Annotated in this window: 28 protein-coding genes and 2 pseudogenes; 15 read left to right on the forward strand and 15 right to left on the reverse strand. The window is 60.1% G+C overall.

Annotated features, from left to right (window positions below; all coding sequences use genetic code 11):
* Positions 1 to 69 precede the first annotated feature (69 nt).
* The 3 genes from NKL04_RS05975 to map form a co-directional block, all read right to left on the reverse strand.
* Positions 70 to 468 (reverse strand): RidA family protein, encoded by a 399-nt coding sequence (locus NKL04_RS05975; protein WP_023701658.1) that lies wholly within the window; start codon positions 466 to 468, stop codon positions 70 to 72.
* A gap of 197 nt (positions 469 to 665) precedes the next feature.
* The gene (gene radC, locus NKL04_RS05980) at positions 666 to 1433 is read right to left on the reverse strand and encodes a RadC family protein (protein ID WP_023688238.1); all 768 of its coding nucleotides are present in this window, start codon (positions 1431 to 1433) and stop codon (positions 666 to 668) included.
* A gap of 112 nt (positions 1434 to 1545) precedes the next feature.
* The gene (gene map / locus NKL04_RS05985) at positions 1546 to 2379 is read right to left on the reverse strand and encodes a type I methionyl aminopeptidase (RefSeq protein ID WP_023701657.1); all 834 of its coding nucleotides are present in this window, start codon (positions 2377 to 2379) and stop codon (positions 1546 to 1548) included.
* A 279-nt stretch (positions 2380 to 2658) separates the two neighbouring features.
* Here map and NKL04_RS05990 point away from each other — a divergent pair, with 279 nt between their 5' ends.
* The 5 genes from NKL04_RS05990 (at position 2659) to NKL04_RS06010 (ending at position 6480) form a co-directional block, all read left to right on the forward strand.
* Positions 2659 to 2955 (forward strand): DUF982 domain-containing protein, encoded by a 297-nt coding sequence (locus NKL04_RS05990; protein WP_023688240.1) that lies wholly within the window; start codon positions 2659 to 2661, stop codon positions 2953 to 2955.
* 102 nt (positions 2956 to 3057) lie between these two features.
* Positions 3058 to 3378: a DUF6074 family protein gene (locus NKL04_RS05995; protein WP_245271437.1), complete on the forward strand. Its 321-nt coding sequence runs from the start codon at positions 3058 to 3060 to the stop codon at positions 3376 to 3378.
* A 332-nt stretch (positions 3379 to 3710) separates the two neighbouring features.
* Positions 3711 to 4379, forward strand: coding sequence for a DUF2161 domain-containing phosphodiesterase (locus tag NKL04_RS06000; RefSeq protein ID WP_023688243.1), 669 nt, complete (start codon positions 3711 to 3713; stop codon positions 4377 to 4379).
* A gap of 332 nt (positions 4380 to 4711) precedes the next feature.
* Positions 4712 to 5953, forward strand: coding sequence for a tyrosine-type recombinase/integrase (locus NKL04_RS06005; protein ID WP_023701655.1), 1242 nt, complete (start codon positions 4712 to 4714; stop codon positions 5951 to 5953).
* Positions 5954 to 5973: 20 nt separating this feature from the next.
* Positions 5974 to 6480 carry a hypothetical protein gene (locus NKL04_RS06010; RefSeq protein ID WP_031209520.1) on the forward strand — a complete coding sequence of 169 codons (507 nt, stop codon included), beginning with the start codon at positions 5974 to 5976 and terminating at the stop codon, positions 6478 to 6480.
* On the opposite strand, the gene NKL04_RS06015 is transcribed toward NKL04_RS06010, so the two are convergent.
* Positions 6409 to 6852: a hypothetical protein gene (locus NKL04_RS06015; RefSeq protein ID WP_156951489.1), complete on the reverse strand. Its 444-nt coding sequence runs from the start codon at positions 6850 to 6852 to the stop codon at positions 6409 to 6411. The two genes, NKL04_RS06010 and NKL04_RS06015, sit on opposite strands and share 72 nt — an antisense overlap.
* 157 nt (positions 6853 to 7009) lie before the next feature.
* Positions 7010 to 7159, reverse strand: a complete 150-nt coding sequence (locus tag NKL04_RS06020; RefSeq protein WP_023701652.1) for a helix-turn-helix domain-containing protein — start codon at positions 7157 to 7159, stop codon at positions 7010 to 7012.
* A gap of 358 nt (positions 7160 to 7517) precedes the next feature.
* Between NKL04_RS06020 and NKL04_RS06025 the strand changes: the two genes are divergently transcribed.
* Together NKL04_RS06025 and NKL04_RS06030 are read left to right on the forward strand one after the other, a co-directional pair.
* Positions 7518 to 7742 (forward strand): hypothetical protein, encoded by a 225-nt coding sequence (locus tag NKL04_RS06025; RefSeq protein ID WP_023701651.1) that lies wholly within the window; start codon positions 7518 to 7520, stop codon positions 7740 to 7742.
* Between the two features lie 104 nt (positions 7743 to 7846).
* The gene (locus NKL04_RS06030) at positions 7847 to 8599 is read left to right on the forward strand and encodes a DUF5131 family protein (RefSeq protein WP_023701650.1); all 753 of its coding nucleotides are present in this window, start codon (positions 7847 to 7849) and stop codon (positions 8597 to 8599) included.
* Here the strand turns inward: NKL04_RS06030 and NKL04_RS06035 are convergent.
* The 4 genes from NKL04_RS06035 to NKL04_RS32055 form a co-directional block, all read right to left on the reverse strand.
* Positions 8596 to 9423 (reverse strand): three-Cys-motif partner protein TcmP, encoded by an 828-nt coding sequence (locus NKL04_RS06035; protein ID WP_023701649.1) that lies wholly within the window; start codon positions 9421 to 9423, stop codon positions 8596 to 8598. The genes NKL04_RS06030 and NKL04_RS06035 overlap by 4 nt on opposite strands.
* Before the next feature lie 500 nt (positions 9424 to 9923).
* Positions 9924 to 10772, reverse strand: a complete 849-nt coding sequence (locus NKL04_RS06040) for a thermonuclease family protein (protein ID WP_245271436.1) — start codon at positions 10770 to 10772, stop codon at positions 9924 to 9926.
* On the reverse strand, positions 10751 to 11029 hold the full coding sequence (locus tag NKL04_RS06045) for a hypothetical protein (RefSeq protein WP_352723421.1): 279 nt from the start codon (positions 11027 to 11029) through the stop codon (positions 10751 to 10753). Before NKL04_RS06045 ends, NKL04_RS06040 begins: the two co-directional genes overlap by 22 nt.
* Positions 11030 to 12160: 1131 nt before the next feature.
* Positions 12161 to 12412 carry a Y4oE-related protein gene (locus NKL04_RS32055; protein ID WP_502903337.1) on the reverse strand — a complete coding sequence of 84 codons (252 nt, stop codon included), beginning with the start codon at positions 12410 to 12412 and terminating at the stop codon, positions 12161 to 12163.
* A gap of 181 nt (positions 12413 to 12593) precedes the next feature.
* Between NKL04_RS32055 and NKL04_RS06050 the strand changes: the two genes are divergently transcribed.
* A complete protein-coding gene (locus tag NKL04_RS06050; RefSeq protein ID WP_156951520.1) occupies positions 12594 to 12872 on the forward strand; it encodes a hypothetical protein in 279 nt (92 codons plus the stop codon).
* 344 nt (positions 12873 to 13216) lie between these two features.
* Here the strand turns inward: NKL04_RS06050 and NKL04_RS06055 are convergent, their stop codons facing one another.
* The 3 genes and pseudogenes from NKL04_RS06055 to NKL04_RS06065 all read right to left on the reverse strand — a co-directional run.
* A complete protein-coding gene (locus NKL04_RS06055; RefSeq protein WP_023702889.1) occupies positions 13217 to 13468 on the reverse strand; it encodes a hypothetical protein in 252 nt (83 codons plus the stop codon).
* A gap of 9 nt (positions 13469 to 13477) precedes the next feature.
* Entirely contained in the window at positions 13478 to 13669 is a 192-nt protein-coding gene (locus tag NKL04_RS06060) for a hypothetical protein (RefSeq protein WP_031209876.1), read from the reverse strand.
* 221 nt (positions 13670 to 13890) lie between these two features.
* Positions 13891 to 14142: pseudogene (locus NKL04_RS06065) on the reverse strand (MucR family transcriptional regulator); the annotation flags it as partial.
* An 89-nt stretch (positions 14143 to 14231) separates the two neighbouring features.
* Between NKL04_RS06065 and NKL04_RS06070 the strand changes: the two are divergent.
* Both NKL04_RS06070 and NKL04_RS06075 read left to right on the forward strand, forming a co-directional pair.
* Complete coding sequence (locus tag NKL04_RS06070; protein WP_352723425.1) at positions 14232 to 15092, forward strand: ATP-dependent DNA ligase; 861 nt, start codon at positions 14232 to 14234, stop codon at positions 15090 to 15092.
* Positions 15089 to 15289, forward strand: coding sequence for a DUF768 domain-containing protein (locus NKL04_RS06075; RefSeq protein WP_023702893.1), 201 nt, complete (start codon positions 15089 to 15091; stop codon positions 15287 to 15289). The genes NKL04_RS06070 and NKL04_RS06075 overlap by 4 nt, the downstream gene beginning before the upstream one ends.
* A 1-nt stretch (position 15290) precedes the next feature.
* On the opposite strand, the gene NKL04_RS06080 is transcribed toward NKL04_RS06075, so the two are convergent.
* On the reverse strand, positions 15291 to 15551 hold the full coding sequence (locus NKL04_RS06080) for a hypothetical protein (RefSeq protein ID WP_352723427.1): 261 nt from the start codon (positions 15549 to 15551) through the stop codon (positions 15291 to 15293).
* 901 nt (positions 15552 to 16452) lie between these two features.
* Positions 16453 to 16644: a hypothetical protein gene (locus tag NKL04_RS06085; RefSeq protein ID WP_023701163.1), complete on the reverse strand. Its 192-nt coding sequence runs from the start codon at positions 16642 to 16644 to the stop codon at positions 16453 to 16455.
* Positions 16645 to 16963: 319 nt separating this feature from the next.
* Between NKL04_RS06085 and NKL04_RS06090 the strand changes: the two genes are divergently transcribed.
* Positions 16964 to 17323: a hypothetical protein gene (locus tag NKL04_RS06090; RefSeq protein WP_352723430.1), complete on the forward strand. Its 360-nt coding sequence runs from the start codon at positions 16964 to 16966 to the stop codon at positions 17321 to 17323.
* Positions 17324 to 17400: 77 nt separating this feature from the next.
* Here the strand turns inward: NKL04_RS06090 and NKL04_RS06095 are convergent, their stop codons facing one another.
* Entirely contained in the window at positions 17401 to 17736 is a 336-nt protein-coding gene (locus NKL04_RS06095; protein ID WP_156951480.1) for a hypothetical protein, read from the reverse strand.
* 557 nt (positions 17737 to 18293) lie between these two features.
* Between NKL04_RS06095 and NKL04_RS06100 the strand changes: the two are divergent.
* The 4 genes and pseudogenes from NKL04_RS06100 (at position 18294) to NKL04_RS06115 (ending at position 22306) form a co-directional block, all read left to right on the forward strand.
* Positions 18294 to 18586, forward strand: a pseudogene (locus tag NKL04_RS06100) (hypothetical protein).
* 317 nt (positions 18587 to 18903) lie between these two features.
* On the forward strand, positions 18904 to 19734 hold the full coding sequence (locus NKL04_RS06105; RefSeq protein WP_352723433.1) for a hypothetical protein: 831 nt from the start codon (positions 18904 to 18906) through the stop codon (positions 19732 to 19734).
* A complete protein-coding gene (locus NKL04_RS06110) occupies positions 19731 to 19949 on the forward strand; it encodes a hypothetical protein (RefSeq protein ID WP_352723435.1) in 219 nt (72 codons plus the stop codon). Before NKL04_RS06105 ends, NKL04_RS06110 begins: the two co-directional genes overlap by 4 nt.
* 14 nt (positions 19950 to 19963) lie before the next feature.
* Complete coding sequence (locus NKL04_RS06115) at positions 19964 to 22306, forward strand: autotransporter family protein (protein WP_352723437.1); 2343 nt, start codon at positions 19964 to 19966, stop codon at positions 22304 to 22306.
* Positions 22307 to 22447 lie beyond the last annotated feature (141 nt).

Genomic DNA, 22447 nt, shown 5'->3' on the forward strand with positions numbered 1-22447 from the left:
TCAAGGTCGTGGCAATCTCGCAGCGAGTTCCGGGATTTGTTTGGGCGACTTGACGCGTCCTCGCTTGGCCTACGGGTCGATGACCGCGATCGCATCGATCTCTATCAGGTAGCCGGGAGACATTACAGCTATCCCGACCACCACGTTTGCTGGCTTGTGATCGCCGAACAGCTCGATCTGGGCCGCTTCGATGATCGGCACGTGTTCGTCGCGTTTGTAATCGACGATGTAGATCGTCATCTTGCAGACTTGCTCAGGCCGAGCGCCGGCGGCAGCAAGCGCTCGGCCGAGATTCCCGAACGCCAGGCGCGCCTGGACTGCGAAATCACCATGGCCAACGAGCTTGCCGTGTATGTCTTCTGGCTGCTGGCCCGAGACGAACACCAGCTTGCTTCCTGTCGCAACGACGACCTGGGAGTACATTTCCGGAATCGGCAGATCATTTGGATTTATGCATTCGAGCGTCATTGAATAGATCTCCTGCAATGGTTGACGGGAACTGGCTGCTTCGTATTCGCGAGTCTACGACATTGTCGCCGAAGCGGGCGCTTCCGTCGCAATATCACTTCTACACCGCAAGCGTGGGCGTTTGAGCCAAGCCGGAATGTTGCTGATTGGCTCGCGAGCGGTGGCGTTTGGGATGACGGCACCGGCGCCCATCAGGCTCAGATCAGCAGCAGGCCCTTCATCGAGGCGTTGCCTTTCTTGCCGATGATGATGTGGTCGTGGACGGCGATGCCGAGCGGCTTGGCGCTGTCGATGATCTGCTTGGTCATTTCGATGTCCGCACGCGATGGTGTCGGATCACCTGATGGGTGATTATGCACCAGGATGACGGCGCTGGCCGACAGTTCGAGCGCGCGCTTGATCACTTCGCGCGGATAGACCGGCGTGTGGTCCACGGTGCCGACCTGCTGTACCTCGTCGGCGATCAGCACGTTCTTCTTGTCGAGGAACAGGATGCGGAAATGTTCGCGGTTCTCGAACGCCATCGCCGAGCGGCAGTACGCAAGAAGCTGCGTCCAGTTGGACAGCACCTCGCGGTCGCGGACCTCGGTCCGCGCCATGCGCTGCGCGGCAGCGGCAATCACCTTCAGGTCGACCGCCACGGCGGGGCCGATGCCCTTCACCTCCTGCAGCAGCGCCACCGGTGCGCCAAGCACTTCGCCAAAAGTGCCGAAGCGCGCCAAAAGCGCCTTGGCGATCGGCTTGGTGTCGACGCGCGGGATCAGGCGAAACAGCAGCAGTTCGAGAAGTTCGTAGTCGGGCAGGGCGTCTGCGCCGCCGGCAACGAAGCGCTCGCGCAAACGGTCGCGATGGCCGTGATAGTGTGGCTTCTCCGTCGATTTGTCTCTTGGTGCCTTGTCCTTCGCCGGTGGTTCAAGCCACCGCTCGGAGAAGAACCCCCGTTCGTCGTCGCCACTCTTCCCCATCGACCCCCACACTCCCCGAAGGCTTCGACGGCAGATTAGAGCGGTAAGCAGCGCGCGGTCGAGTTTTTTCGGCGACGGCGCCTCAAAGCCGCGGCTTGAGGCGATCTTGTTTTCAGCTGACCGCCGGCAGGCCGGGGCGGTCGAGCTTGTTTGGCGACAGGGTGAAAATCTCGCAGCCAGTTTCGGTGACGCCGATCGTGTGTTCGTACTGCGCCGACAGCGAGCGGTCGCGCGTCACCGCCGTCCAGCCGTCCGACAGCACTTTCACATGCGGCCGGCCAAGATTGATCATGGGCTCGATGGTGAAGATCATGCCCGGCCGCATCTCGACGCCTTCCGAGGCGGTGCCATAGTGCAGGATGTTGGGTGCGTCGTGGAACAGCTGGCCAACGCCGTGGCCGCAGAAATCGCGCACCACCGAGCAGCGCTCTGCCTCGGCATAGGTCTGGATGGCGGCGCCGATGGCGCCGGTGCGGGCGCCGGGCCGGACCGCCGCGATTCCGCGCATCAGGCACTCATGAGTGACTTCAAGCAGGCGTTCGGCGGCGCGCTTGATGGTGCCGACGGGATACATGCGCGAGGAATCGCCGTGCCAGCCGTCGAGGATGTAGGTGACGTCGATGTTGACGATGTCGCCATCCTTCAACGGCTTGTTGTCTGGAATGCCGTGGCAGACGACGTGGTTGATCGAGGTGCAGGACGCTTTGGTGTAGCCGCGGTAGTTGAGCGTCGCCGGTAGCGCGCCTTGGTCCATGCCGAATTCGAAGACGAAACGGTCGATGGTCTCGGTGGTGACACCCGGCTGGACCATCGGCACCAGTTCATCAAGGCAGCGCGCGGTGAGATCGCAGGCCTTGCGCATGCCGGCAAATCCTTCTTCGCCGTAGAGGCGGATCTGGCCGGTGTTCCTGAGGGGTGCCGTGGCGGCGTCGAGATAGGTGACCATAGTGTCCGTTTGCCTGTAAGCGGGCGGCGCATATCAGCCCGTTAGAAAATTTCCCCAGATTTGGCACTGCAAGCCGCAAGGTTCAAGGAAGAACTGCCGGCAATGGACCGATACTGGCGATATTCCTGGCTTGCGCGGCCGCTCAGATGACATCCAGGTTCGCGATCTCCTCCGAATGCCGAGATCGCACTGACGACACATTTTCGCGCAAAAGCAGCCAAAGCAACTTTTGACGACGAACGGCGTTGCTGTGGTCGACGCCAGTTCGGGAGATATAGAATGGACAGATTGCAATTCGAGGTGCCGGTGCGCATCGCGCCCGCGCCCGGGCTGCCGGTAGAGGAGATATACAGCGTCGAACAGGCGCTGGATATCCTGCATGACTGGCCAAAGAAGCGACAGGGCAAGGTCTATGAAGCGGCGTTCAATGCCTGTTTCGGCGCCACGGTGGATGTGGTCAGGACTGAGGACGCATGGCGCGCCTTCATGGCGTTTTGCCGGGTCAGTGGCCTGCTGGCCAGGGACATGATGGTTACGGCCAAGCGCGCCGGCGAGGCGAGGGGCCTGAGGGTCTAGAGTTCTGCTTGGCCTGGAGGCCACCCAACCGACTCGTTCCAATCGGCGCGGACTCCGCGGCGTTAAGGTTCCGTTTCCCACTTCACAGCTAGGCATGAGGCCATGGAGCAGCGTCTGATTCGTTGCGTCGGTTTCATGGTGCAGAACATGTCTTCAGCCAATGTGCGTACCTTCCCGCTAGATCGGCAGACCGTGCTGGTGCGCGAGGTCGCCGCAAGGCTGGGCAGACTGCACGGCGACACGGCCACGTCGTTCTGGAAGGCCACGGCGCGCGAACTCCTCGACAAGGCGGTCGCGGCCGGCTGCGATGCGGCTTCGGCGGCCAACGATGTCCGCCGGTTTTTTGCCGCGGTCCAGGACGAGATGCATTTCAAGGCGGACGATACCGCACCAGGGCAGCGCCGGACGCGCACCCGCCCCTAGCCTCAAAACACACGCGCTCATCATTGTGTGGCCAACCGTGGACCGGTCTTGGCGTCGACGGATCTCGGGTCTTACGCTGTCGATTGTGCCGTCCCAGCCACGGCGGGCGCCTTGTTGAACGCGAGACAGGCGATGAAATACTGGTCGCGCTCGGCCCTGGCGACGTCGGTCATCGCCAAGGAAATCGTCGAGCGCTATGGCGGGACTATCATGCCGGAGACCTGCCTGACGGCCACCTTTGCAAACAGTGGGTTTCAACGCGGCTTAGCGCAAGGCGTCGGCCTCTCGGCGATCCCTGTGCCGACCCGATCCGAATCGGCTATGCCTGCGCGATGCAGGAAACGTCTCTCTACATCCCGGTGAAGCGGTTTCTCGAGAGCCTGGAATTCACGGTCAAGGGCGAAGTCGGCCACTGCGATATCGTGGCGGTGCGCGACGGCGAGCCGCCTGTGCTGGTCATCTGCGAATTGAAATTGCAGTTCAACCTCGAACTGGTGCTGCAAGGTGTCGATCGCGCCGCGGCATGCGACGAAGTGTGGCTGGCCGCGCGCATGTCGGCGCGTGGCAAAGGCCGCGAGCACGACCGCCGTTTTCGCGCGCTGTGCCGGCGGCTCGGCTTCGGGCTTCTGGCTGTCAGCGGCAAGGGGGAGGTCGAATTGCTGCTCAGCCCGGCCGCTCTGCCGCCGCGTCGCGATCCAAAGCGGCGCTCGCGGCTGATGGAGGAACACCGGCGCCGGCGCGGCGATCCGGTGGTCGGCGGCGGTTCGCGCGCGCCGATCATGACCGCCTACCGGCAGGATGCGCTGGCCTGCGCCGCAGCCATGACCGACGGGCCGAAACGCCCGCGCGATCTGAAAGCGATTTCGCCGCGCGCGGCCAGCATCCTCCTGGACAATGTCTATGGCTGGTTCGCCAGGGCCGAGCGCGGCGTCTACGCGCTGACCGAGGGTGGCCATGCGGCGTTGCAGCGCTGGCCGCAGGTGGCGCACGACCAGGGATGAGTGGCCGGAGATTGCCGCGAGCAGGCGCCAGGGGACTCGGCACGGCAGCGCGTGCGCCGGTTCAACCGATGCGCCGCGCCACCGTTCCAGCCGCTGCTAGTTCGGCGGCTGCTACGAGGCTTCTTGTTTTCCTGAAAGATCTGGTACGCCCAAGGGGAATCGAACCCCTGTTACCGCCGTGAAAGGGCGTCATCTGGCACAACATGACACTGCCTGATACCGGATTAGACATTTGATTTTGTTACGCTTTGTCGCATATAGTGTCATCCAGGTTCTAGCCGTTTCGTTGATCACAAAGCAACGAAATTGACAACGAAAACTCAGGACGACACATGGCGCAACGCCGCAGCACCCTCTCGACCAAGACCAGTCGCGCATCGCTGCCGGCGTCGGACGTGCCCGAATGGGAAGTGATTAGCCCAGGCGTTCGACTTGGATATCGGCGTGGCCGTGGTAGCCGCGGGCGAGGGGGCGCATGGCTGGCCGCCTCCCGCTCGGTCGACGGCAAGCGCCTTCAGGCACGATTGGGCCATGCAGACGATCAATTGCCGGCCGACGGCGCCAAGGTGCTCACTCATGAGCAGGCGAAGGATGCTGCCAGGCAATGGGCGAAATCACTGAAGGCTGGCAACGAGGCTCCCGCAGCTTTGTCGGTGAACGACGCGCTCGACAAATATTTCGAAGCGCGCGCTGCCGAAGGGATGAAGTCGATCGACGACGCCAAGACGCGAGCAGCCTTCCATATTCGGCCTAAGCTTGGCGCAGTGAAACTCACCGATCTGACGATCGAGAATATCCGCGTCTGGCGCGACGGGATGGTCTCCGCTCAGAAACGGCTGCGCACCGGCAAATTTGCCGAGAAGGCCAACAGCGTCACCGTTGACTTGTCCGACCCCGAAGTGATCCGCCGCCGACGCGACACAGCCAATCGGACGCTCACGACATTGAAGGCCGCGTTGAATTGGGCATTCAACAATCGGCTCGTTGCCGATGACACTGCGTGGCGCCTCGTGAAGCCATACCGCGGCACGACGGCCGCCCGTGTCAGCTTCCTGTCACCGGCCGAGCAGAAAACGCTGATCGCAGCCAGCAACGGCGCGATTCGCGATCTAGTGTCGGCTGCCCTGGTCACCGGTGCTCGGTTCGGCGAGCTCGCCCGGCTGCGAGTGTCGGACTATGACGCAGTGAACAAGTCTGTTTTCGTCGCTGAGAGCAAGAGCGGCAAGCCCCGGCATATCCCGTTGCCGGCGGGCGGCGCCGATCTGTTTGAACGCCTTACCCGAGACCGTCCAGGGGGCGAGCCGCTGCTTCGGCAGGATAGCGGCGCAGCCTGGGCGCCGGCGACCTATCACCGCCCCTGGAAGGCGCTGCTTGCCCAAGCCAACCTGTCAGACGTCACCCTGCACGAGATCCGACACACCTACGCCAGCACAATGGTTCGCAACGGCGCGCCGCTGATCGTGGTAGCTGAAGCGCTCGGGCATAGCGATACCAGGATGGCCGAGAAGCACTATGCCCATTTGGCGCCATCCTTTGTGGCGGACACGATCAGGCGGCTGGCACCCGATATTTGAAAAATTGGGAGGGAATTTTCATGCGCTGTACACCGAGCGAAATCAGAACCGAAGGGATGTCGGGGCTGATGTTGCAACTGTTTTCAGTCCTGCTGACGGGCTTCATCTTCGTTCTGCCGCTGCCCGCCTATTTGGCAGCGTTGCTAGCGCTCGGCGTAGGGTTCGCAATGGCGATAAGCGACCATTTGCAGGCTGCTATGTTGCTAACCAAGAGCCGGACCCTCGAGCAGCTTTGGCTCGGCGAACTCACCACGCGGCTTGGAATCGAAGCCGCGGCTTCCGCCGGCGGCTCGCCAGTGCGCATCGACTGGCAGGAGATAACTGCGCTGGCCGTTGCTGACATTCGTCTGCACGATCAGGACCTGAAGATGCGAGACCAACTATCCTCCGGCGGCCAGATCGATGTGGTATTCGGCGTTCTGACAGCAGTTGGGCCGGTGGTCGTGCGGCTCGCGTTAGGTTGGGGACTGGCGATGCTGTCCAGCCGATTTGTTCCGTCCGCCGTCAGTGCCATCACCGGAGTTTGAATCCGCGTCCAGCGACGGTTGCGGCTGCGGCGCCTGGCCAATCAATTCAAGCCATTCCCGATAGTATTGGTCGAAGCCTGCCAAGCCTAATGAGGAAGGGTATTGCATGTTCAAAACTTGAAGCCGCGATCTTTGGCTCGCTTGCTCGGTGGGCACGCTCCATATGTCCAAGAAATCCATTCCCGGTTTGCCCGCATGCTCTTTTCGAAGTTTTCTGCACCAAGCGAGCCAGCGCGGCAACTGCTCCAGAGAAATGACGATCTGCATCAACATCATCGGCGCGTCAGCTTCCGGAACCTCGTGCGGATGAAGCGACTCCCACTGCACCGCACCCAGTTGATTGATCTCATAACGCGATTTGGCTGCACGCATTTTCTGCGAACCTCCTATTTGTGGTTGCCCCGGTTCGGCTTGCTGAGTTGATAATTGCGCCGTGCGAGCCAGATGCGTCGTGCGAGAACACCGGCGTCTTCCAGCGCGGGTGAGCTGCTCTTCTCCTTCTGCGGAGCGGCCGGCTTGGCCTGGCGTTTCACCCCCTCCAGATATTTTTGAGGTCGGCTTCCTCAATCAGCACGGGCCGACCTGGGATATAGGCCATCTGCCCGGAGATCCGGAGCCGCTTCACCTTTTGGGTCGAGCAGCGCAGCCGTTTGGCGACTTCATCCTGGGTCAAAAGCATCGTGAGACTCGATTCCGAGGTGCTAGAAGCGTGAGTTGGCAGACCCCATTGTTGAACACGGATCAATAAAAGTCAAACCTACGTAAAGAATCTATAATACAGTTGATTTTGTTGATGGCGTGAATCAACAATATCTACACGAAAGTGTATGCTTTTCTATAAACCATATTGACAATAATTGAAAACGGTCGGCATTATGTATTTGGCCTGAGAAGCCTGATGCTGTAACTCGTCACCTGTTGTCCGGGGTTCGCCGCCATGTCCAAGGCGCAATCCTAAAAGCGGCGAGGACCTTTGCTTCGGTCTTCTCAACCCCGGCTCAACCGTCGCCTGAGAAGCGACCTTCTGGAGAAGCAAAATGGCAGTCATCTACGATTTCAAAAAGCGTGCGCCTGTCGCCGATACGAACACGGCAGACCTGGAAATTCTCCTTTGGGATGACCCCATCATGCGCAACGAGGTTCGCGACGCTAAGGGGCGTGTCGTCGTCGACGCGTTGGTCCCGCCAGCAATCGCGCTGGAGATGAAGGCAGTTTGCGATCGATACAACGCGCAACTGGCGGCAGCGTTTGCGAGTGCCTGAAACCGCCGCTCACGTCTTGCGGAAGGCGCCTCGCGCAGCATTCTGAACCGAAAGGTTGGCCAAAGCTTCACAGAATAGTCATTCTCAACGAGGAGAATCGTCTGATGGCTGAAACTTCAATCGAATGGACGGACGCGACGTGGAACCCGGTGGCAGGCTGCACAATCCTGACTGCCGGATGCACGAATTGTTACGCGATGCGCATGGCGGCGCGCCTGGACGCGATGGGCATGGAGAAGTACCTGGGCCTGACGCGCAAAACAGGCGGCCGCGCGAAATGGACGGGCAAGGTGGTGACCGACCCTAGGTCTCTGACGATCCCTGCTTCCTGGTCGAAGCCGCGCCGGGTTTTCGTCAACTCAATGTCGGACCTGTTCCATATTGATGTACCGGCTGACTTCATCCGCCAAGTCTGGACCGTGATGGAGGAAACGCCGCGGCACACCTATCAGATTTTGACGAAGCGGCCGGGGGTCATGGCGAGCGTCCTGACACGCGGCGATTTCCCTGTCCTGCCTAATGTGTGGCTCGGGACAAGCGTTGAGGACAGTCGCGTTCTCGGACGGCTTGATGATCTTCGCCGCGTGCCGGCAGCGATCCGCTTTGTTTCTCTAGAGCCCCTGATCGGCTCGGTTGCCGGCGCTGACCTCAGCCATATCCAGTGGGCAATTGTCGGAGGAGAATCGGGGCCGGGCGCCCGTGACATGGATCCATGCTGGGTCGACGAGATCGAGGCGATGTGCCGGCGTAGCAATACAGCCTTCTTCTTCAAACAGTGGGGAGGGCGCAACAAGAAGGCTACCGGCCGCACGCTCAACGGCCGGACCTATGACGAGATGCCGATGGCTGCGCTCTAAAGGTCCAACGAGCCTTGAACGGTAGAGCGAGAGATCGCCGACCAGAACTTGTGCGCGAGGTCGTGCTTTGCCGCCAAAAGAAGCCAATAGAGCCTCTGATTTTTCGAGCCGGTTATCAAACGGACATCCTTCGAAGTGTAGGCGCCGGTAGTGCCCACCAGATTGCGCCAGTACTCGAAAAAATCCTCTCGCGTCCTTGCGACAGACCGCCGGTGGACCACATCGCGCCATCCGGGGGCAAATGAGTCAAAAGCCGAATCCTCTGCCAGCAGATGGACGTCGAGGTTGCGCTGAAGATCCATCGCACTGAAATGCACCAAGACGTCTATGCGGGGGATTTTCGCCAGGGCCTCGATGATATCGAAGTGGAGAGATTCCAAGTTGTACGGGTCGAGAAAAGCAAGGTTTAAGCCATAGACAGGTGCGCTTTTGCGCGCTCGGAAGGCCGTATCTTTGGCCGTGCCATGAAGGCCAAGAACTGGCGCACCGAGCGCCTTGAGACGTGTGACACAAGCATCAACTCGCTTCTGATCAGAATCGCCGACAATCACTCGAGTGAAGGGAGAGTTGCTGGCGACACTTTGGCGCCACGCGACAATAGGGCTGCCATCGATCCATTCGCTAGTATCTTCTATCTGACAACGACCCGGCCCGCAAAATAGGTCGATGTATGCAGCGCCGCCCTTGTTATCTGGCGGCAGGTACTTCGAGCGGGCTGACTTCGTGATATCGATATATCGGCGGAGTAAATCGTGTTTGTCTTTTGCCCATTTGCCTACTATTTCAGCTGGCAATCCATCGTCGCCTTCGATTAACTTCCCCACAGTTTACCCCTCCCAAGTCTTGCCGTCGGCAATTCAGCGTAGCCGTCAGCGTACGACGACCTTTGCCAGTTGGGAACTATTTCAGCGCATTAATCGAATCGCCGGTCTGCCATGCCGAGGTAATCGGATGCATGGATTTCGCTACCTAATTGAAAAAAGACTGGCGGCAGCCTAGTTCTACCGCTGCGACCTAAGACCCTCCAACCGTGTCCATGAAGTGAATGCTTCGCCACAGGCCTTTGGGTGCCCCTTGCTTGCCACTCCCTTGTCGAACTCCTTGAAACCGTCGGCGACATACCGTCGGGCTTGAGCTTCTGTCGATTTAGGGCAATCCTTCTTCAGCAAGGTAAGGGTCTTTCTGACCGCATTCGATTCCGGGAAATTGCAGATCAGTGAAGCTCTCATAAATACACCGTACATCTTCCAGAGGTTCGCGCATTCGCCCTTGGGTGTGCCAGCAAGGCACTGCGTTGAAATTAGAGACAGCGCTAAGACAGACTTCAGCACAGGCTTTCGCATGGAATTCCATCCTTATCGCGATCGAGCTTCCCGCCCCATAAGCAATTCTGCAGATACCAGTTGGCTTCCTCGCAGGAGCCTATCTGTTTGCATGTACGCCGCTGCTCGCACGAATAGCCGCTCTGCGCGACCAGCTTGCGGCTGACGAGGCCGAGCGGCTTGCTCGACGGCGCCGCATCTTCGCCGTGCGCCGCACGCCACTCCCAGGGCGCTTGAAACGTTCCGGCCCACAAACCGACCTTTGCCGCTTCGGCGGTCGCCTGCTGCTTTGCATAGGCGCCCTGGCTATAGCGAGGCCAATCCAGCGCCTGACCGTGCTCAACCATCCAAGCGGCGACGCTGGTGCCGTCGGCGCGCCGGCAGTCGCCTACAAAGCGGTGGTAGCGGTCCCAAGTTATGAAGGTGCAGTGGATCGGCCTCGAGGCGGCCAGGAAGGCATCCAGCGCTTGGGCCGATCGCCGGCCGCACGGATAGTTGACGCCCTTCGCATTCTTGCAGATTTGCCGGCTCTCGGGCGCATCGATCCCGTTGAAGCGGATCCGCTGTCCGCGGACCTCGATCGTATCGCCGTCGATGACCGAGGCGATACCGGCAAGTTGCGTGGCATCCGATTGCACCGCTTTTGGCTGACTGGCCCATGATGCTTCATCGCTGCGTTGCGCGCTCGACGGGGCCAGGAAGGCAGTCACTGCCGCCACCGCCAACAACCCGAGCGCCACCGGGATGCTGGCGAGTTGGAGTCGCCACATAGGGCCGATGGGTCTCCGCCACCGATTGGAAGGATATTTCCGGTAAGGCCTGCTCATCCTTACGCCGACCAGCCCGGCCATGCGCTGTCGATCATGGGCATTCCAAGGCAATAGCCGTCGTCAACGAACCGCCCCGTAGACCGGTCTCGGCAGCGCCAGATCACGCTGTAGTTCGGGCCATAGAACTGATCCCAGGCCACGCCATAGGCTTGGGGCCGCGGCGGCGGTACGTAATACCCTCCACCCCCGTTGTTGGCGGCAACGCCAATGGCTACACCGCCCACGGCGGCCACCGCAATTCCCGTCGCTACAGCATTGTCAGCCTGAACCAGCCGCATGCATTTTTCTGCTGTTGCCCCACGGCGGACTAGCAGGGCAGCGACGCGGCTCCGATACTGTTCGTCCGTGCTGCTAGCGAGAACGTGACACAGCGCAACGGTATTCATGGCCGTGAGATCGGTGTCTGATACAACAGGGCTCGTAGAGCAACCACTGACAAACAGGGCTGCACTTGCAATGAGTGCTCCGACTTTCATTTGAATTCCCCCCGGACAAATACTGGGGCGAATCCAACTTAAGAGTCCAGAGGTTTGTTTCCTACTTTTCTAGGAGTTTCACCCAGTGCCTGGAGCGGTGCTCGGCGCACCAAACCCTTCGCCGCTCGTTGACCCTATGCTGGCTCGCTTCAGCTACTCCAGACCGATTGCCCGCAGGCTCATGCTGGCGCGGGCTTTTTTGCTCAGCCGGGAACATCCTCGCTCCAAGGCTGTTCGGGCACACCCGGCACGTTCTTCATCGGTGGTGCCGGTGACCAAGATGCGTCCCCATCGTGGTCGGCCCGCGCAGCCTCGGAGCAGGCGCGGGCCATCCCATCAAGCGCTAGCCTCACGGCAGGGGCTTCTTCCTGCTCGGAGTTCATCGCCCCTTCAAACTCGCGCTGAGGCTGATTGTCCCATGGCCTGCGCGGGCGGCCGTCGCCTAACCACCCCGTGAGCCGGTGAGGATAGACGCGAATTTGTTGGTGCTGCGAGCCACACCTACCATCTGGCGGAGCTCTTCGCATATCTCTCTCGCTTCTTGGCGCGAACTCTCGCATCGCAAGCGCAGGATTGTAGCCTGTTCCGTCAAGAGCTCCTGAATGTCGTGCAATTCGGCCAGCTTCCGTTCGATAGGGCTCATTTAGGCACCATGCTCCTAGAAGCGGCCGTCCGCAAACTCCGGTTCGATAGACGGCCCACTTGGGTTTGTGCTGCGTTCCTAGGCATCAAATTCAAGCGGCTCGTGATCTGGTTGCTCGTGCCACATCACCTGGCGGAAATCGCGCTTGTCGACCTGCTGGCCGCAGATCGGGCATTCGTGAAATCGATCGTCCCCGTCTGACGGCGAATGTGGTTTGCCGGGGATGAGTGGGCCAAGGTCCGCTATTCTCGTCATGCTCGAACGAACACGATTCCGCGGCAAAAGTTCCGTCAGTTTGGTCTTCTCAGTTGGTGAAAGACATCGCACCAAAAGCGGTAGTCATCTGGTCGGCCGTCGAAATGTGCCTCCCAAGCGCAGTGCGCCACGGCGGTCGGCGCTTCCGGCCCATAGAACTCAATCGCAGCTTGAGCGGCCTGATCTCGGTGGACGAGATTGGCAATCTTCAAAGCGGTAAAATCAACGCTGCGCAAAGTGGGGCGTCCGGTTTGTTTGGAAGCCCAACATACGACCCCCTTTGCCACCTGGGAAGATTCGCCGAATGCGCGTTCGCGGAACCAATTTCCTCGACAAATGGATGTCAGAGCACCTCCCCAATGCCTTCACCGATGATCGCGGCTGCCATCACCGATTTTGCTGACAGGCAATGCGGGCGGCCGAAAAGGAGGACATGGGCGCCACGAGATCAGCGAAGAGGGTGGCAGCGTGTTCGAGGGTCAGCTAACGGACAATTCCGCCGATTCGAAGAGCAATGGCATCAAGTCCGCCTTTATAAATCCGAGTCAGGACGCGCTCCGCAGCTTCGGCTCTTTGAGCCGTGCACCCGATAAGGTCACCACCACCCAATCTGGCGGGCCTATTGGCGAGGCAGTCCCAAACACTCCACGTTCCCTTGGCATCAATGTGGCAGTAAAATCTGTGCTGGTGTTTTTCCATATCTTCACAATGCGCGGCACGAGCTTTGGGGTACGTGATATCGGTTGAGGTGGTTAATCAGTGCGAGAGCGCAGGAAAGGACTGATGTGAGCACACGCGGCTTAAAGTTTCTCGACAAGTGGTGGCCAAGCAACTGCCTATCATAGCGAGGGGCGATCCGATCGCCGCCAGCGACTTGGCGGAGGACTTGATGGCAGCAGCAGAGAAAGCGGGTATCGGCGAGCATGAAATCGCTGGCGAGGTCGCAAGCGTCTTCGAACTGCTCTTGGAAGGTGATGCGCCGTCGAGCAGTGGCAGTCCGGCACCCGCCAATCAGCCCAAATCATTGACGCAAATCGCCGGCAGGGATGCGGCCTTTATCCGATGGAATCTTACAGGTCCGGCGTCGCTACCTAGTGCTGGACAGGTGGAGTCCGGAGACCGGGGAAGGGCGACACGTCGCCGCCAGTCCCCCGCCGGCGACGCAGTTCAATTTCGCGATAGACGAGGATGCCCATCACCATTTCCGCGCTGGCGATTTCCGATTTCGATGGCAACAACTTGAGCAATTGGTGCAGTTGCCGCGTTTCCATGGTCACGATGTGGTCGGCGATGGCTTCGATGCTGTCGCCCAAATTCGCCAGTAACCCTGCGGACTTCTGCATAGGCTTGCTCTACAGCCGCAAAAACGTGTTGAGATGCAGACGCATCCTTTGGCCTTCTGCAAAGGCCAAAGCATAGGATTCGATCTCGAATGATCGGGTAAGTTCCTGGTCTTCCTCGACCACGCGGACAAACCACTCGCCGCAGGCTTCGCCAACTTCGACACGAGGGTGTGCTTTGCGAATTGGAACTACGTCAGCCATGGTGTTGCCTCCCCAGCAATCAGGCCAAACGGGGACCGTACTGAGGAAAGCGGTCTTCAACAAGAAAAGTTTGGGCTCCTATACGAAGCTGACGTGCCGCCAGAATGGCCGGCGCCAGTGGTTTTGGGGAACCTGGGCGGGCGCCGGCCAAGAGCGGACAGGTCCGCCGCTATGCATAATCGCCGATCCGTGGCGCGGTGGTAATGGTGTGATCGCGGAAGCTACGCTTGAGCCTTAGCCGTCGGCCTTGCCTTGCCCGTTACAGCTGCCGTGGGCTGCGGTGCCTTCCTACCCAGACCGATCGACTTCGCCATGGCAGACCGTGAGGCCGCATAGTTGGGAGCGACCATCGGATAGGTGGATGGCAAGTTCCACTTCGTTCGTCACGCGTCAGGAGTGAGACCGAAATCCCCGGGCAGATGTCGCCGAAGGGTTTTGAACCACTTACCATCTTCAAGACAGATGATGTAATCTCATAACCATTGAAACATGCAATTCGTCTAAAATGTTCCGGAACCGATTTCGGGCTTCCAGCTTGAATCGCCGGAGGGTGGGTCAGTGCATGCGTTTGAAGTTCATTGAACCGTTGATGCCGACCTTAGTGGAGAAGCCTCCCGAGGGCGGCGACTGGACTCATGAGGTGAAGTTCGACGGTTACCGATCCCAGATGATCATCGATGAAGACGGCACACGCATTTATACGCGCAACGGCCACGACTGGACGGCGAAATATCGTGACCTGGTGAGAGAGGCCAAGCGCCTTGGTGCCGAAAGCGCCATTGTCGACGGTGAGATCGTCGTTCTGAACGACAAGGGCCTTTCGGACTTCGCAGCGCTGCGCAAAGCCATCACCCGCCGGCAGCACGACTTGTATTTTGTTGCCTTTGATCTCCTTCATCTTAACGGCCATGATCTGCGAGACATGGCGCTGGAGGAGCGGCGTGAGATCCTGGCCAGCATGATCGAGCCGGGCGGGCGCATTCAATTCAGCGAGCCGCTGCCGGGGGAAGCGCAGGCCATCTTTCACTTGCTCGACAAGGCCGGACTTGAAGGCATGGTGTCGAAGCGGAAGGACAGCAAATACCGAAGCGGTCCGTCGACCAACTGGCTGAAGGCCAAGTGCTATGCGATCGACGAGTTCGATCTGCTCGGCGTCGAGCGTGAAGCGGGCAAGCCGGCTTTCGCTCTGATGGCTGAGCGCGGCACCGGGCGTTATGTCGGAAGCGCATTCGTCACCTTGAACCGGGAAATGCGCGAGAGGCTATGGCAACGCGTCCAGGAGCACTCAGGCACGGCGCCCAAGGGCATCATGAAGCGGCCGGCCACGCAATGGGTCAAGCCGGGGCTGATCGGGCGCGTGAAGCATCTGCGCGGCGAGGATGACCTGCGGCATGCATCGCTGCAGGACTTTCGAGAAGAATGAGCAAGCGGGGTAGGGATTTTCTCTACCATTGGATCTCGGATCATTTGTCGGACGATCCGATTATCGACCCGGTGCTGCTGGTGATCGATATGACTGCGGAAGCAAAACGGGCGGCCGAAACCCAAGGCATTCCCGGCCAGGAGATCGATGAGGAAATCGGCACGATCTACAAATTAATCATGCAGGGGTTGCGCTAAGTCAGGGTTTCCGCGAGGTCGACCACGGCTCTCGCGGCTGTGCCGGCCCTGTCATGTTCTGCTGGATGAATGGCGCCCTCTTGCCGGTAATGGTCTCAATCGACTTCAACAGCGGTCCGTGGACATCACGTAGAGATTGGTAGTGTTCGCTGTGGTACGCGAGGAGCGGCCCGACGATGCTCTTGTGCAGCGCTTCGGCTGCCGCCAGGAAGCGCTCGATTTCAGCCCGGGAAAGCTGTTCGGAAGGTTTGGTTCTGGCCATTTGGCGATCTCCGTTTGATGGGGTCGCCGCAACGAGGACTATAATCCTACATGCCAGACTGCCTGACAAGAGGGCTCGCCGCCTTACCCCGCAGGTAGCAGTAGGGCGACGGCGCCAAGCGCAGCCATCAGGAGCAACCACCAGCAAAGATGAGCAACGGCAGGCCCGGCGACCTCCTTTGGCACACGGGACAAACAAGAAGGTCGCCGAGCCTTACCGGCGCTGCTTTGTGAGGGAGACGACGCCGGATGAGATGAGAGTATGCGATCGTGCTAATCTCTGCGAACCATGCGAACGAAGGAAAGCCTTGTGGCACCGACGTTGAGATCAAGGTCGGCGGGGCGCTGATCGCTGCGGCAAGATTCCTCCAAAGGGCGGTACTGAGTCCAGAGCGGAACATTAGCGTCGGCTAACGGTTAATTCGGCAGTGTTCCGAACCGTGATTGGTAGAGCGATGGTGACGTTCATCTTGTCTATTTTTCCGGCCTGACGGCAGACCAGCTGCTAGGCAGCGCCGTTTCTATCCTGGCGTGTTTGCTGCTTTATAACGCTCTGGCTACGGACGCCTGACTGATAGGTCGGCCAGCGGCCCGGCATCCTTGGCAGCCGGCGATTGCGATCCCGATGCCAACTTCAAGACCTATCACGAGGCCAAAGACAAGCTTGCCGACGAAATCAATGGCGAGGGCCGGACAGGACGCCACACGTCCAGGCAGGGCACTCTGAGGGCATTGGCGATGCCCGTTGCCTCAAGGTGGCGAGCTTTTTCGTTAATAGGCCTCCGCGCTGGGCAATCTGTTCCGAGAGCTTCTGTGATGCCTCTATGACGCGGCAAACCTTGGAAAAGGTTTCCGTGGCAGGACCGGGGTACGATTCTAACAAACTAGGGCTGTATAGGCCACTAGCGCCCGACGATCCGGCTAATCATGTCGTCATCAGGTGCGCTGTCGGTGAATTCCCGTAGGAGCGCCTTCGCGTGGTCTACCCAATGCTCTTCAGCCAGGTTCAGCTCCCGAACGGATCTCCTGAAGGTCTCGCACACCACATCGAAATCGAAGGCGTTAATGCTGTAGCCTTCCTCGTCATGGTCCATCGGCCGCCTCCCCCAATGGGGGAAACTGTACGGAATCGTACGAAGCAACTGCAAGGCATTCAAAAGCAATTGGCCAACGCCGCCCGATCGTTCCACAACGTGTTGCTAATATGCAGCACCGACTGAATCTCCGATCAGCGGCACTTGTGGTTGGTTTCAACAGCTGCACGTTGACGGCAAGATGCCAAAGCCAACGACATGCGGGCGACGAAGATGGACAAGCGACAAAACACAAGAAATGTTGAGTTGGTCGGTCTTCTGGCCGTGCCGTTGTCAGTTCTAATCACGCTGCTGATAGCTGGAGTGATCCTTTGCTGAAATGTTTGAGTGGCAAAAGGCTGGGGCGGCGGGTTTTTCCCCTTTGAAAGAAGTCACCATGTCCCAATCCGTCGAACCCCCGATATTGCCAGAGGATAGCCCAGACCGTGAGGTGAACTGTGAAGTCGCATTAGAAGCCGCGTTTGCGGCCTTGGTGACTGCGTCAGAAGCGCAAGGTTGGACGCCACAGGAAACGGCTGCAACTCTTCTCAAAATCGCGACGGAGCATGCATACCGGGTTGAGGCCGCTGCGGCCCCAGAATTGCCGACCAGTAAGGACAAGGCAAAATCTGGTGTTCTCGCGAAAAATGGCAACAAGGCGCGGGTCGAGGACATCACGCCGAAGCCGAAGAAACGCTAGGGTCGCGCCGGCAGAGCCAGCAACACAAAGGCCAGCGCAGCCATCAGGAGGCACGCGGCCCCTACGGCTGGGTAGCGCTAGCCGCGATTGCTGTTGCCGGCGGCTGGTCTGCCTCTGCGATCCGATCCTGGCAAGATATTGTCGCCTAACAAACGGTCTTCGGTAGACAGCTTGGGCGGGTGGAAAGGACCAGTTGCGCCAATCTCGCCAAGCCATTCCTCATAGCCATCGTTCATCTTGGCTTTGAGGTCGGCTGCGTCAGTTACCCCGCGTTGGAACAGGCTCATAAGCCTTCGTGCGAAATGGTCCCTTGCCGGATGGCCTTCGGGAATTCCTGCCTCTGTGCAATAGTCGTTGAGAACCTTGGCGAGCATTGAAAGCAACTCGGAATCAATTGAAGTGTCGTATGACATCGCTTTCCCTCCTAGTAGGGCGAAAGCGTGATCGACTCTTCCAAACGCCAGCGCCCGTTCAATTGGCCGGCGACTTCCCTTCTCTACGCTTTAGTCAGGGATTAGCGAATCAATTCGGCATGCCGGGCTGTCGAGGTCTAGCCCTTCCCAAAAGGCTGGGTAGGGGTGTTCGTGCTCGGCAACCTTTCCAAGAGCTTCCGTGAAGCCTCTAGGATGCGGCGTGTCTCTTGGATGGTCGATTGTAGAGATTCCAGTTCTCTCTCCGCCCAGCGCTGGTTACGGCGGGCGCTTGGGCCTAACAGCGAAGCTTTGAAAAGGTTTCCTCGATCCCGATTCACAGCGGCCAGGAGCACGCTGGGCCGGCGCCGAAGGGTATGAAGCGTTGCTGATCGGTCGAGCAGCAAGCGATGAAGAGCTCGCCCTCACCAGCAGTCCGATCAATGAATAGACGGCATGGCGCTAGGGTCTCTCGCCTGATCCCATGTCCATAAAGGACCTTGTGACCTGTAGCGCTCAGATGCCAAGCTACTAATCATCCGGTTTTGCGTGAGGTAACAATGGACATCGATGAGTTCCGTGCGACCCTTCAGGATGTCGCGCCCCCGGCTAATCTTGGGATGGCCCTCCTAGCTCTATGGTGGGATAGACAAGGGGATTGGGAGCGGGCGCATGAGTGTGCGCAGGCCAACGAATCTGATCCGGCTCTGCATGGGTTCATGCCTATCTGCACCGCAAGGAAGGCGACCTTTCTAATGCAGCCTACTGGTACCGCCGTGCCGGGCAGCCGGTGGCAACTGGCAAGCTGGACGCAGAGTGGGAATCGATTACAGAAACACTTCTTGCAGGATAGTGGTGGCCGCCGGGAGGCAGCGTAGCGCCTCATCTCCCCCGTAGAGGCGAAACTTACCCCCGCCCTATGGGATCGGCCGCGCCCTGGAGCTTCGAACGTTTCCCACAAAATCCATACAGCGAGATTGTTCTCGCGTTTGGGTAAGGTCTTTCTTAATAAGCGAAATCTAATGTGACGTATTTCTGTCACTCAACAGCTGCAGACTTCATTTTACTGAGCACCGTTAGCTTCTTGGTAGCTCTCATGACTATAAACGTCTTGCGGGCGAATAGCTTTCATGCTGCCTTCGGCGCACTCAGGAATCAGGGAGCTTAGGCATGGCGGAGCGGATTTTGGCGCGCGACGGGAATTGGGTTTTGCATCTCGCGCGCTTGCAGCAAGTCGTGTCGCTTCGCTCCAGCACTTCTGCCTTGACGATCCTAACTGTTGCCCTTGCGCTGAGCGCCGCGCCAGCTTGGGCCGATGGCGGCAACGGCACAGGCGTGAGTGCTGGACAGGGGGGTGTCGACGGTGCACTAGCGGGCGCCACAGGCCAGAATGTCCCCAACGGCGCGACCGCCGGCGGCGGCGGTGGCGGCATTGACCTCACGACGGGCAACGGTGCGCCCGGAGGGTCGGGATCGGGAAGCACCACAGCCAACAACCCAAATGGCATTGCCGGTGCGACTGGTGCTACGGGTCTGGTCATCTCCACGGACGGGACCATTGCAACCAGCATCAGCGGCGGGGCCGGCGCTTCAGGCTCACCTGGCACGAACGGCGTCGTCAGGAGCGGTGGCGGTGGTGGTGGTGGTGTCGGCGTCAGTGCCACGGCCGACGTAACGGTCACTGGCACAGGATCTGTGCTTGGTGGTACTGGCGGTCGAGGCGGGAACGGCGGCAACAGCGGCAGCGGCGGTGGCGGCGTCGGCATATTTTCGTCCGCAAATGTTGTTGTAGAGGCGGGCGGCAGCGTTACCGGCGGCACGAGTCTCCTCACAATTGGGGTCCAAGCAGGCGGCGGCGGCGGCGCAGCTGCCATCGTCCTAACCTCTGGCGGCACAGTCCAAACAGCGGGAATCTGCTCGGGGGCACCGGCGGAAGAACCATTCTCGGCGGCGGTGGCGACGGCGGAGCTGGTGTTCTTCTACTTTCGGGTGGAACCGTGATCAACGGGACGGGGGCTACGATCATTGGCGGGGCCGGTGGTCAGGCTGGAACGGCAGGCGATGGTGGCTCGGGGATCAAGGGCGCCAACATAGCCGTCATCAATGCGGGCACGATTACAGGTGGCGCCGTCGGCGCAGGTGGTGGGACCCCGTTAGCCGGCAAAGCCATCCAGTTCACCGGTGGCGTCAATTCGCTAGAGATCCAGGCAGGTTAGAACATCACTGCAATGTGGTTGCTTTCAGCAATGCCGATACGTTCAAGCTAGGCGGTGATACCAATGCCAGTTTCGATGGGTCCCAGATCGGCGCTGGCGCCAAATACGACGGCTTCGGACTCTATGAAAAAACAGGAAGCAGCACCTGGACACTGACGGGGACAACGACTGCAGTTACGCCGTGGACGCTGTCCGGCGGCGTCCTGCAGATTTCAAGCGATGGCAATTTGGGAGCCCCTTCGGGCGGCTTGACCTTCAATAGCGGCACGCTGCAGACGACCGCCGACATCACCAGCGACCGGAGCGTCGCCCTGACCGGCAACGGAACGTTCCTGACAGACAACAGCACGACCCTCACGCTCAGCAATGTCGTCTCGGGCGCAGGCGGCCTCACGAAAGCCGGAGGCGGCACGCTGGTTTTGACGGGCGTCAACACCTATGCGGGGGGCACGACGATCACAGCCGGCACGCTGGTTGGCAATGCGGCTTCGATCCGTGGCGACATCGGCAATGCCGGCACCGTCGTGTTCGATCAGGCGGCGGACGCCACCTTTGCCGGCGATATCTCCGGCACCGGCGCGATGGTGAAGGGCGGCGCCGGCTCGCTGACAATATCGGGCACCTCGCTGCTCGACTGGACCGTCGACCAGGGTAGCCTCGTCTCGGCGGCCGAGCGCTTCGGCGGCGATGTCGCGATCGGCGCCGGCGCCTCCTTCGCATTCGACCAAGTCGCCAACGCCAGCTATGCCGGCGTGCTCTCGGGCGCCGGCAATTTCATCAAGAGCGGCGACGGCACGCTGGTGCTCGCCTCGGACAACTCTGCCTTTGCTGGCGGAACTTCAGTCGCCAGCGGCACGCTTGCCGCAGGCGCTGCGAACGCGTTCAGTTCCTCCTCGCAGTTCTCCGTCGCCTCGGGCGCCACTCTCGATCTTGGCGGCACCTCGCAGTCGATTGCGGGGCTGAGCAACGCCGGAACGGTGCGCATCGCGGGCGGCGGCCTCGGCAAAACGCTGACCATCGGCGGCGATTACGTCGGCAATGGCGGCAACGTCGTTCTCAACACGGCGCTGGCTGGTGACGGTTCGCTGACAGACATGCTGGTGATCGGCGGCAACACATCAGGGACAGGCACGCTTCAGGTCGTCAATGTCGGCGGCTCGGGCGATCAGACGGTCGGAGGCATCAAGATCGTCGACGTCGGCGGCATCTCGAATGGCACCTTCTCGCTCAACGGCAATTATATCTTCGAAGGCGATGCGGCGGTCGTCGCGGGCGCCTATGCCTACAGGCTCTACCAGGGCGGCGTGAACACCCCCGGCGATGGAGACTGGTATCTCCGTTCCGAACTCGACAACAGCCTGCTCTTTCAGGCCGGTGCACCTGTGTACGAAGCCTATGCGGGCGTGTTGCAGAGCTTCAACCAGCTCGGCACGCTGCAGCAGCGGCTTGGCAACCGCTCGTGGACCGTAGAAGCGCAAGGCGCCGACGGGATCTCCGACGATGTAAAGGCCGAGGCCGGTATCGGGCTGTGGGGCAGGATCGAAGGCAACCGCGGCTCCTACGATCCGGAAAGCTCCACCACCGCAATGACTTACGATACCTCGACCTGGAGGCTGCAGACCGGCGCCGACATGCTTGTCTCCGATAGCGCGGCCGGTCAGCTCATCGGCGGCCTCGCCTTCCAGTATGGCACGGTATCCGCCGACATCTCGTCGGTGTTCGGCAGCGGGTCCATCGATACCACCGGCTACGGCGTTTCCGGCTCGTTGACCTGGTACGGGGCGGAAGGCTTCTACCTTGACGGCCAGGCGCAGGTGGTCTGGTACGACAGCAATCTCGACTCGGCGACCGCCGGACAGCGGCTCGTCGACGGCAACAACGGCGTCGGCTACGCGCTCGGTGTCGAAGCGGGCAAGCGCATCATGCTCGATCCCAATTGGTCGCTGACGCCGCAAGCGCAGATTGCCTGGTCGTCGGTCGATCTCGACGCGTTCACCGACGCCTTTGGCGCTAGGGTTACCCCCGGAACCAACGACAGCCTGCTCGGCCGCCTCGGTCTCTCGCTCGACCACCAGACGCAGTGGCAGGACCGCACTGGCCGCGCCGGCCACACTAATCTTTATGGCGTGGCCAACCTTTATTACGACTTTGAGGATGGCTCCTCTGTCGACCTCGCCGGCAGCACCCTTTCGAACCGCAACGAGCAACTCTGGGGCGGCGTCGGTATTGGCGGCACGATCAATTGGGCCGACGACAGGTTCTCGGTCTTCGGCGAAGCCGTCGCCCGGACAGGCCTCAAAAACTTCGGTGATAGTCACGCGCTGACCGGCTCACTGGGGTTGCGGGTCAAGTGGTGACGGAGGGCGCTCCCATCTGAAACTGGACCCTAGAGTTTTTCAATCTCTTCCACCCGATATGAGTTCATAGCCCCTCGGCCGAAACTATTCCGCTTCCAGTGATGAACGATACCCTGCGAAGGCTGGCTACGCTCTTGTAGA

It is taken from the genome of Mesorhizobium sp. C264A (genome assembly GCF_040324515.1).
GTDB lineage: Bacteria > Pseudomonadota > Alphaproteobacteria > Rhizobiales > Rhizobiaceae > Mesorhizobium.